The organism is Shewanella goraebulensis (assembly GCF_030252245.1).
Taxonomy (GTDB): domain Bacteria; phylum Pseudomonadota; class Gammaproteobacteria; order Enterobacterales; family Shewanellaceae; genus Shewanella; species Shewanella goraebulensis.
The window spans coordinates 782,327-792,133 of the sequence record NZ_CP126972.1; the positions used below are offsets into that span (position 1 = coordinate 782,327).

Annotated in this window: 7 protein-coding genes; 5 read left to right on the plus strand and 2 right to left on the minus strand. The window is 40.8% G+C overall.

Annotated elements, in window-relative coordinates; all coding sequences use genetic code 11:
- Nucleotides 1–177 precede the first annotated feature (177 nt).
- Both QPX86_RS03330 and QPX86_RS03335 read right to left on the minus strand, forming a co-directional pair.
- Nucleotides 178–2,466: an aminotransferase class V-fold PLP-dependent enzyme gene (locus tag QPX86_RS03330; RefSeq protein ID WP_285164169.1), complete on the minus strand. Its 2,289-nt coding sequence runs from the start codon at nt 2,464–2,466 to the stop codon at nt 178–180.
- Between the two features lie 362 nt (nt 2,467–2,828).
- Complete coding sequence (locus tag QPX86_RS03335; protein ID WP_285164170.1) at nt 2,829–3,290, minus strand: YhcH/YjgK/YiaL family protein; 462 nt, start codon at nt 3,288–3,290, stop codon at nt 2,829–2,831.
- 299 nt (nt 3,291–3,589) lie between these two features.
- On the opposite strand from QPX86_RS03335, the gene QPX86_RS03340 reads away from it, so the two are divergent.
- The 5 genes from QPX86_RS03340 to QPX86_RS03360 all read left to right on the plus strand — a co-directional run bounded on the left by QPX86_RS03340 (nt 3,590) and on the right by QPX86_RS03360 (nt 9,767).
- Nucleotides 3,590–4,645, plus strand: a complete 1,056-nt coding sequence (locus QPX86_RS03340) for a patatin-like phospholipase domain-containing protein (RefSeq protein ID WP_285164172.1) — start codon at nt 3,590–3,592, stop codon at nt 4,643–4,645.
- 637 nt (nt 4,646–5,282) lie between these two features.
- Complete coding sequence (locus QPX86_RS03345) at nt 5,283–5,861, plus strand: LON peptidase substrate-binding domain-containing protein (protein WP_220752305.1); 579 nt, start codon at nt 5,283–5,285, stop codon at nt 5,859–5,861.
- Nucleotides 5,862–5,948: 87 nt separating this feature from the next.
- On the plus strand, nt 5,949–6,893 hold the full coding sequence (locus tag QPX86_RS03350) for a pseudouridine synthase (RefSeq protein ID WP_285164174.1): 945 nt from the start codon (nt 5,949–5,951) through the stop codon (nt 6,891–6,893).
- A 57-nt stretch (nt 6,894–6,950) separates the two neighbouring features.
- Nucleotides 6,951–8,477 (plus strand): EAL domain-containing protein, encoded by a 1,527-nt coding sequence (locus tag QPX86_RS03355; RefSeq protein WP_285164176.1) that lies wholly within the window; start codon nt 6,951–6,953, stop codon nt 8,475–8,477.
- Nucleotides 8,478–8,762: 285 nt separating this feature from the next.
- Entirely contained in the window at nt 8,763–9,767 is a 1,005-nt protein-coding gene (locus QPX86_RS03360) for a lipid A deacylase LpxR family protein (RefSeq protein WP_285164177.1), read from the plus strand.
- The last annotated feature ends 40 nt before the right edge of the window (nt 9,768–9,807 follow it).

Below are 9,807 nucleotides of genomic sequence, written 5' to 3' on the forward strand. Positions count from 1 at the left end.
TATGAATGAACTGAGGATATGATTCAGTATGGTTTAGTTCAGTAAGATTAAGTGATGTAGCAAGACGTAGGGAGTAAATCGCAGAGTTAATCTCGTATCAAACGCTTAATTCCTGATACAAAAAAGGCTTCAACTCCAAATAGAGCTGAAACCTTGGTTTCTGCAATTAAATTTCTATCAGCTACTTAACGCATATCCACCTTTAAGGTGTGCAACGTTATCGAAACCTAATCGGTACATGGCTTGTGCTGCAACTAAGGATCGGCTGCCACTGCGGCAAACTAATACCCATTTATGGTGCTTTTGAGTTTGCTGCTGTTGAATAAACTGGACTAAGCGGGTGAGTGGTACGTTTTCACTGGAGTCTTCAGTGTGTTGTAGCGCATATTCGTGAGGCTCACGAATATCAATTAAGGTGACGTTTTCTTGCTGTAAGGCATCATTCAGGCTTTGATGATTGTATTCAACAATCGGTTGTCCTGTTAATTGGCTCTCAGTTAATGCACCGCACATAATTTCGCTGCCGCTTTGGTCGCACAAGTGGCTGTCTAATTGTGCCTTTTGCACTTTAAATTGTGTAAGGTTAAGGCTGCCGTTAAGGGTGTTTGCCAATAACAGGTTTCGAGCACATTCTGCACTGAGATGGGTGGTGAATTCGTTATTGTAATCATGGCTTGCGCAGATCAAGGTTTGATCGCCGATCAACGAGTGGAGTTTTTTAAGGCTTAAGAACATTGAAGCCGCGCTACTTGAGTCAAAGTTAGTACGGCCTAAGCTACCCATTAAAATTGTATCGCCACAAAATGCGAATTGGCACTGCTGGCTAATGTCTTGTTCATTATCGAATGGGTTACACAGTAGTAATGACATGCTGTCATCGGTGTGACCCGGCGTAGCAACCTTAACTAACCATTGCTTACCGATATTGATGTACTGCAGTTGACTGAACTGTTGGCAATCTTGTGGCCAACCTAAGGCATCTGTTTGTTGGGTTGGGAGATGTTTGTCTGCAAGGAAAGTGCGTCCCGATTGATGATCGGCGTGGCCATGAGTGTCAATAATCGCCACTAACTCTAATTGCTGGCATTGCAATAAAGTATCTAAACGATCGTTAATTTCTGGCAATGGATCGATAATGAAGGCTTGTTTGCTTTGCTGGTCAGCATAAACCCAAGTGCAATTTGAGCCTGAGCGCAGCTGAACTAATCCATCGAGAGGTTGTTTTTCATTAATTTCACCACTGTCTAAAATCATGCAGCTATGGGTTAATGCTTTTGCTGCTGAAGTGATGCGCGCACATGCTTCATCCACTTGTGCTTGAGTCATTGCTGGGCCGAATGACATTCGAATGGCTGACTCACTTTGCCATGCTGGTAAACCCATGGCATCGAGTACAAAGCTGCGGGTGACTTTTGATGAACAAGCGGAGCCTGAACTGACACGGATATTGGCAGCATCAAATAAATCCATGATTTCTTTACTGCTAAAGCCTGCAATTGCAAAGTTCAGGGTTGTGGGCACGCTGTTTTCAAAGTTGTGATTAAACACCACCTCTGGGAAAACTGCTCTTAGGGTATCCACTAATTGAGCTTGATAACCTCGTAGAATATCAATGTCGGCAAATGCACTATCTTGTTGATTTAATAGCATCTCGAAAATAACGTTAATCGCAGCCATACCCGGTAAGTTTTCGGTGCCTGAGCGCAGGCCACTTTCTTGACCGCCACCGGCAATAATAGGGGTGAAAGGCGCTGATTGGCGGATATAAACAAAGCCAATGCCTTTAGGTGCATAGAGTTTATGGCCACTGAAAGGGGCATAATCGATTGTGGTGTTAGCAAGATTTAAAGAGGTTTTACCAAGTGCTTGTACACAATCTACCATCCAAAAAATGTCATTGTTGGCACTGCGTATCACCTTGTCTAGTTCAGCTAAGTCTTGAAACACGCCAGTTTCGTTGTTTACAGCCATGGTACAAATCATTAAAGCATTAGGCGCTTCTTTTGCGATGAACTGCTTATCGAGGTTACCTAAGGTATCAACTGGAATTGCTTTAATTTCGGCATTGATCCCTAAGATTTTATTCCAGTGTTTTAATGACTCCGGCACCGCTTTATGTTCTGTCGCGCCATATAACAAGCTATAGCATGGAGGCGTAGCAGAGAGTTTGTCTGCTTCAATCTGTTTTTTAGCTTCAACCAAGGCCGAAATAATTGCAGTTTGGATCCCCTCTGTTGCTCCGCTAGTAAAGATAACTTTGCCAGTATCTGCGCCAATGACTTTTTTTGCATTGATGCGGGTTTGTTCCATTAAGTCTTTCGCTTTAAGGCCGGTAATATGGCTACTACTTGGATTGCCAAATAATACTTTCATACTGTTTAGTGCCGCTTCTGCGGCCTGCGGCAAAACTGGGGTTGTAGCGTTAGCGTCTAAATATATCTGGCTTAATGGTGACTTATTCTTCATGGGAGCGACTCATCTATTGATTAGTTGTTATATAGCTTTTAGTTATAACTAATTTCTCTCGGTTATATTAGCACTCTTTAAATATTGATCAAGATCACGTTTTGAGCGTTTGGGTGTTTTTTCGTCAAGTTTTTTGTACGAAATAATGTTCGACTATAAAGCTATGACTTATATGAGTTATTTTTTTGTGGCAGTTTGATGAAGAAGTAAAATATAGGTGATGAGTCGTTGGGGGGAAGTTTGATGTGTTCATATTAGACAGGAATAAAAGCTACGCAACCGCAGCTTTTATTCATAGGCATAATATTGTGGGGTAGTTTAAATGAGTTAAATGGATGATATTAACTCAGCGATAAACGCGATTAAATCTTCACTTTTATCACGACCTTTCTTACTGGTTTAGCAGTATCCAGTGTGCCAGGCATATGCATATCATCTGGGAAAAACAGCGCAAACATACCCGCTTTTAATGGAATGAAAGCCGCATCTTGCTTATTTGATTCATAATCAAACTCGGTAAAGTCGTGAGCTTGATGGTAGGGCGCTAATGGGGTTTGATTGCCAAGAGGTAAATAACCAAATTCTTCTTCACCGCTAACCACATACTGCACATCTATATATTGCTGGTGGACTTCAAAAGGCTCTGTGTGTTTCGGTTTAGTTTGGTAATCATTAACAATAACAAAAATATCTTTGCCGTCTAATGGATAGGTTCCTACTTCGGCTTGGGTAAAATCAGTTTCAGATATGTGAGTCAGCGCTTTAGCAAGTCTTGGGCTGAGTGAGTGATAAAGCGAATGGTTTGCAAGGCTATCGACGACCATAATGGTTCTCTGATTTTTGATGATGCAATATTATTACTTATTCACTGTGACAGTGCCATATTGATATGGCTTTGATGACGCTATTAGTTGAGTTGATGATTAGATTAGTTGAGTTGATGATTAGATTAGTCTTTACGTTAATAATGGTTTCAACCCTTAGGTGGTTTAACCCTATGACAAACTTAGTTAAGATAAATTACACTGGCTCCCTACAATAAGGGGTTAACCATAAGTTTTAGCTCATGGGGTTAGATCCATAAGCCTTGGTTTATAGCTGATATTTAAATACAGGATGTGCAGTGACAGTATTACGATTACTCGCCGGTAAAACCGCTTATCAACAAATAGAACAAAATGGTTTAACGCCGCAAATGTTCACTCAGCTATTTGCAGCATCTGGTGGCCCCAAATGGATTGGCGTTGCTGGGCTTGATAAGTATTTGTTTGGTGAGTTTTTCGCTGACAGGCAAACCCCTCTTTATACCATGGGTGCATCATCAGGTGCTTGGCGCTTAGCCTGTTTAGCTCAGAAAGATCCGCTTGCAGCCTATACTCGTTTAGAAGATTTTTATATCGGCCAACGTTACGAACATGTGCCTAATCGCCAAGAAGTAACAGAACAAGTTGAGCGAATCATCAGTGGCATATTAGGCGAACACGGTGCAATGGATATCGTTAATAATCGCACTATTCAAAGCCATTTTGTTGTGTGTAAGGCTAAGCATTTAAATGCTAGTCGCTCTAAAGGTAAGCTGGCATTGGGACTTGCGGCAACAGCGTTAAGTAATGCAGTGAGTCGTCGAAGCTTAGGTTGGCATTTTGAGCGAGTCGTATTTAGCCATCAGCAGGTTAAGTCGCCTTTTTCGCAGTTAAATGATTTGCCCACAGAGCATGCGCAGTTAACCCGTAATAACATCAATCAAGTCTTGCTAGCGACGGGTTCAATTCCGTTATTGCTCGCACCGGTAAAGCGTATTAATGGTATTAGTGATGGTGCTTACTATGACGGCGGCATTACTGATTATCACTTTGATATGCCAACCCACACCCCTGAAGGTTTGAGTTTATACCCACATTTTTATCCGCACATGAGCCCTGGTTGGTTTGATAAATCGTTAAAATGGCGACGGGCTAAAAAGCATTATCACAATGCATTAATTCTGGCGCCTACAGCCGAGTTTCTACAGTCTTTGCCGTATCAAAAGATTCCTGATCGTGAAGACTTTAAACAATTAGATAGCGATAGCCGCATCGCTTATTGGCGTGAATCATTGAAGCGCAGTGAGCAACTAGGTGAGTTGTTTGCTGATATTGTTGAAAAGCAGTCGATAATGGACCACGTAGAACGACTTTAAAAATGACTGCGTTTTGAGTAAGGGTTAACGTCTTTCTATAGAAGGTGAGTTAGAGTTTGGCGATAATCTCGTTTTTGATGACATTGGAAAGGGAAATGCTGCTGTTTCCCTTTGGTCATTATTTGCAAACAGTGTGGGCGAAGCGCCACTACTTTGATTTATAATGATATCTAGATTTATAACGATATCTAGATTTAGAAATATAAACTAACCCTTCGACACAAATGACCCAAGACCCTTTCAGCTATCTCTGCTATCACAAATTAACAGTTAATCACTCTCACCATTCTAACTTACTCAATTTACACTTAATAAACGCCCTCAGCGGTTTAGCTCGAATAGTGATCATTTACTGAAACTATTTCGTACCTTTACCTGTCTAATAAATAATCAGTTGTAATTGCAGATTTGATAATTGAGAACACGTTTTCTTGGCTAATCATAAAGTTGTATTAGCTATGGCAAAGCTGGAAAACTCTAATTTGACTGCTAAACTTATTTTTGTAATTTAAAACACAAGGTGTTGATTTTTATTGGTCCTTGGTAGCAGTAGGCTACTATCTCTGCAGCATTCTTAAGAGGTTTTTACCTCCTTATAAATGGAATAATCGAGAAGCGCTGTGGTCTGGAGGTTGCTATGCAAACGATAGAAATGGCGTTACTGATCCAAGAGGCTGTATTGCTTCCTGGGGGGCGACAAGAGATTAGAATGGCGACACCAAGCCAGTTAATTATGGTCGCGAATGTCCTTAAAGGGCATTACCGACTGGCGCTGGCTGCCAGTAAAAGTAACTGTGTCCCGCCTTGTTATGACACCGCAACTGAGTGTGAAATCATCGATTTTCATCAGTTAGATGATGACTCACTAAGTATTGTGGTGGAAGGACGTCAGCGGGTAAAAATACTTTCTGGTGCTCAATTAAGAGACCAAAGTTGGGTTGCGCGCACTCTGCCTTGTCAAAATTGGCAAGATGAACCCATTGGTGAAGAGTTTGAAATTATCAGTGCAGCACTAGAGCAGTTTTACGAGGTTAATCCTGACTTACTGGATTTATACAATCAGGTTCATCTTGAAGATGCAACTTGGGTAAGTCAGCGTTGGTTAGAAGTCTTACCTATGTACAATAAAGATAAGCTGCTGTTAGTTGAACAACCCGATTGTCATAAGACCATGGATTTTGTACTGCAATTATTAAAATCTCATGTGGATGTGTAACGCGGACAAGCCAAAACATGTTTTTGCTTTAGCTGATAAGGCTTTGTTGGGTATACTGTATCAAAATGTAGCTATATAGTATCTTACATGTCTGCTGAACATGCTGCCAAGGCCGCACAACCTTCATATATTGTTTTACCGCAATCTCAAACAACGCCGGAAACTGTGCTGGAGTTTTTAGTTTCTCATTTTAAGCAAATTCCAGAATCAGTGTGGATAAAACGTGTTGTTGATGGAAAGGTTCACTGGGCAGATGGTGAACGTGTAACGCAAACAACAAAGTACCGCCCAGCGACTCGAGTGTATTACTACCGCGAGGTTGAGAGCGAAACAAAAATACCGTTTCAGCAAAAGGTACTGCATCAAGATGAGCACTGTATTTTAGTCTTTAAGCCTCACTTTTTGCCTGTCACACCCAGTGGTAATTTTGTCAATGAGTGTCTAATCCATCGCTTAAGAATTGCAACGGGTATTGATACGATTTCTCCTGCCCATCGGCTTGATAGACCAACAGCTGGAGTGATGTTAATGACAGTCAATCCAGAATCTCGACATGCTTACCATGCCCTGTTTACTGATGGAAAAATTAATAAACAGTACCAAGCCATTGCAAAGCTTACTCCCGAACTTCTAACTCAGCACCAGCAAGGGCTGTTAAGTTTACCGCTAAAATGGACTGTGAAAAATCGTATGGTGCGTTCAACACCGAGCTTTTTGATGAAAATCACCGAAGGGGAAGCTAATACGCATTCTGAAATCAGATTAATCGCTGTTAATGGTTCAAGAGGCTTGTTTGAGCTGAGTCCTATAACGGGAAAAATGCATCAACTTAGAGTGCACATGATGTCATTGGGTATGCCATTAGAAAATGATACCAATTACCCAAGTCTGCAACCCAAAACTGCCGATGATTTTACCAAGCCTTTGCGCTTAATCGCCAAGTCGCTGACATTTGAAGATCCATTCAGTCAACAAATGATGTCTGTCAATTGTGAAGGCTATGATGCTGAGTTCGGCTTAGGTAAAAATTGATAAATAGTTTGTTGATGAATTAACAAGAGTGGCTCGTTTACAAAGGACTAATTGCACATGGAAAGAGTGAAATGTTGCGCAATATTTATAGTGAGTTTTTTCGTTTTAATTTTTGGTTTTAAAGCGTTAGATGAGCTAGTTGCTGAAATGCTTATTAAGCGTGACGCTCAAATACTGTCTGAAAAATTGACCATGTATATTGAAGATACTGCAATAGAACTGAAAAGTTTACCGGCAATTAATGACACCTATGTTTGCGACAGTCAAAATGAAGATTTGCTGACTAAGTCGGTATTTAACTCCACATTTATTCGCTGGCTTGCTGTAATGGAACAGTTAAAAGTTGTTTGTCGTTCGCAAGTGATGCCCCGTCATGTAGAGAAGTTAGTTAGGCACCGAATTGGTCCTGATTTAAAGCTTGCCGTTATCAATCAAATTGACTCAGATGTGCACGAGTTATTCTTATCATACGAATCAGGTAAAAAGCAGTATGTGGCGAGCATTGTGCCAATGAATCCTCGTTATTTTATCCCTGTAAATTGTGAAGATTGCCTAGAGTACACCATCACTATTGATGGCATTTATGACTCGTTAGCAGCAGTGCCTGTAATGGAGTTTGGCTTTGAACAGTTTGAAGGTGACCATGTCATTTTAGAAGAAGTTGTTCATAAAAATGAATATTACATTGCCAAGTTTAGCCTGTCTGGCAATGACGACTTTTTTGCTCAGTATAAATCGTTAAATTGGCTATATAGTGCGTTGGTTAGTTTTGTGGTGGCGTTGGCGTTATCAATTGGCTATTGGTCTTGGAAACAGTCTTATGGTTCAACTCGAGCTCACATAAAAAGTGCTATCAAACATAAAGAGTTTATCCCTTTTTATCAGCCTGTTATTGATACGCAAACAAATGAAATCGTTGGTGTTGAAGTATTAATGCGCTGGCGTCAATCAAGTGGAGAGTTGATCCCACCAAACCAATTTATTCCCTTTGCAGAATCTGATGGGTTAATTGTAGATATGACCTATTCGATGCTTGATGTTATGGCTGACGATATTGAACAAGCTGGCGAACAAGTTAAGCCGTTATTTATCAGTATTAATATTGTTCCTGAGCATTTAGAAAGCGATCAACTTTACTTGTATATTAAGGCGCTTAAAGAGTCTGGGAAGCTAGGTAAGCATCGGATTTCGCTAGAAATCACTGAGCGGCAACCCATTACAGACTTAGCCAAAGCCCGCGCTATGCTAGATAAATTTTATGCCATTGACGTTGATTTAAAGCTTGATGATGCCGGAATGGGATATGGCGGTTTTAGTTATGTGCAAAACCTAGGTATCAGTACCCTTAAAATTGATAAAGCTTTTATCGATACCATTGGTGTAAAAGATAACTTTAATGAGAAAACCTTAGATGCAATTATCTCTTTTGCCAAAAAGTCGGGCTTGAGCGTCATTGCTGAAGGGGTGGAAACAGAGTCTCAAATTAGCTATTTGAAAGTGCAGGGCGTGGATTTAGTCCAAGGTTATTTTTTCTCTAAGCCACTAGAGGCAAAAGACTTTTTTAATGCCTATCAGAATGTCTGATGATTGGGTTTTATTTTAGTTAGATGCCTTTTGATAAATACGATAATTGATGTATTCCCAGCGTTAGTGATTAATGCTGGGATACATTTTAAGAGGTTTGCTAGTGTTCGGTTACGGCTGTCGAATGATATAAGTAAAAGTGCCTAATTGTAATTTGCTGGTAGCGAGTAAGTAATGGCTATTATTTGAATTAAGTCTTTATTTCAAAGGACGTTGTGTGATGCTGATGTTCGGTTAAACTGAATTATCTGGTGCTATTCACATACTGAACTGAAAGAGGTTAATTTGAGTCAACATCACTTAAAGGAATTACCTGTTCCACTATCAGTATTGGCTGTCATGTCATTAATCTGTGTAGCCTCGCAAGCCACAGCTGAGCAGATTTATTTTAGTTTTGATAATGATGTGATTATTGGTTCAGATGGTGATTACTCTAGTGGTATTTTACTGGGGTGGCATGCAACACCTGAGCAAGATTTCTCCTCTGCTTCTACAGCTTTTCAATGGCAATCAGCTTTATTATTTCCGCAACAAAGCCAGCAAGTTCACCGTGGGGCAAAGCTTTATAGCCGAATGTGGACGCCTACTGAAATCGCTTATGACTTTCCTCAACCTGAAGAAAGGCCTTATGCTGGCTTTTTAGAGTTAGAAAGTTATACCGGTGTGTTTAGTTCAAGCCTTGCACAAAAAAACTGGCTGAGTTTGGGCGTTGTTGGCCCTGCATCTGGCGCAGAGTACATGCAATCTTTTGTACATAAAATTACCTCATCGACGACGCCTGAAGGCTGGGATTACCAGATTGAAAATCAGCTGACGTTGCAAGTCGCTTACGAGGTGGAGGCATTGTTGTTTCGTCAGCAAGCATTCGAAAATAGCCAATGGGATGTGAGTGTATTTAACCATACCATGGCAGGTAACTTTCGTTCTCAATCTAGCCTTGGGTTAACTGTCCGTTGGGGCGATGAGCTAAGCCAAACATTTGGTCAGTTATCTAGCCAAGCAGGACACTTTGGCGATTTTACTTCTTCAGCTAATCAATATGGAAGCTGGATGGCCTATGCCAGAATGCAGGCTGGATACCGCTTTAATGACTTAACTATTGAAGGTGATCTTCCCTATGAATCGCCGCTTGAAATTAACAACCAGCAGGCTCAAGCAAGCCTAGGTGTCATTTGGGCTTTTCCCACTTGGTCAGTGCGCTGGAGCTTCGACTTTTACAGCAAAGAGTACAAATCTGATGTGGACGACTGGCACGGCTATGGCGTGATTAGTTATAGCAAGGTGTTGTAAAGAAAATACAATTATAAATGCCCTTAACACAATGCATAGG